The 1,102-nt window shown below is 56.3% G+C and carries 1 pseudogene; it reads left to right on the top strand.

What is annotated here, in order from left to right:
* Positions 1 to 247: 247 nt before the first annotated feature.
* A pseudogene (locus ACHAC9_RS24440) lies at positions 248 to 954 on the top strand (IS6 family transposase).
* Positions 955 to 1,102 lie beyond the last annotated feature (148 nt).

Genomic DNA, 1,102 nt, shown 5'->3' with positions numbered 1-1,102 from the left:
GGACAACTACCCCGACGCCCATTGCTAACCACCGACTGAATAGCCAACGTGCCGTCTTCGAGCTCTGACTAAGTAATAGTAGCAAAGGAGCTTCGCTACTGGCGCACAGCCACGCCGACACCTACAATTCAAATCCTATAATTCGCACGAGAGCCGTTGCGCTCGGTGGCCCGATGCCACGCACTTGCTGCAAACGCACGGTGGTGTCAACTTGCTGTACCGCGCCGTGCCTTTTTAAAATACCGGGATGACAAATTCCCAACTTTACCGTGGCTATGGTTACCCTCGCGAGATCATCAGCCATGTAGTGTGGCTCTACTTCCGTTTTTCGCTGAGCTTTCGCGACGTCGAAGAGTTATGGCCAGTCGGGGTATCGTCGTGACCTACGAGACGATCCGCCAATGGACTCTGCGGTTCGGCCAGCAATATGCCAGTGAGTTGCGTCGGCGTCAGCCACGACGGGTCGACAAACGGCATCTCGACGAGGTAGTTCTGACGATCAAGGGCAAACACCACTACCTCTGGCGCGCGGTTGACCAGGACTGCCATGCCCTGGATGTACTCGTGCAGAGCAGGCGCAACCGTCAGGCCGCCAAACGATTCTTTCGCAAGCTTCTCAAGGGCTTGCGCTATGCGCCACGGGTTCTGATTACCGACAAGCTGAAGAGTTATGCTGCCGCCAAGGTTCAGATCATGCCGGGCGTCGAGCATCGCCAGCATAAGGGATTGAACAATTGTGCTGAGCTATCGCACCAACCGACGCGGCAGCGAGAGCGGCAGATGCGCCGTTACAAGTCACCCAGGCATGCGCAGCGTTTTCTTTCGGCACATGGGCCCATCAACAACGTCTTCCGGTGCCAGCGCAACGGCCTCTCGGCGCAGCGGTACCGGCACGTCCGTACTACAGCGTTTTCACTCTGGAATGAGATCACCGATGTAGCGAAAAACGCTTAATCTGCGACATTTGCTACCCCCGGACGAGGCCATTTTGCCCCGGATTCTGAAACTCGTCTCGGCGGCTTAACTGTTTAGTTTCGTGCGATCATTTACCTCGCCGTAGCTGGCCTTTGTTCCGTGCAAAGGCTATGCTTGGCGACTTGAC

Source organism: Massilia sp. CMS3.1 (assembly GCF_051262535.1).
GTDB lineage: Bacteria > Pseudomonadota > Gammaproteobacteria > Burkholderiales > Burkholderiaceae_D > Telluria.
This window is presented reverse-complemented; position numbering and strand designations above follow the sequence as displayed.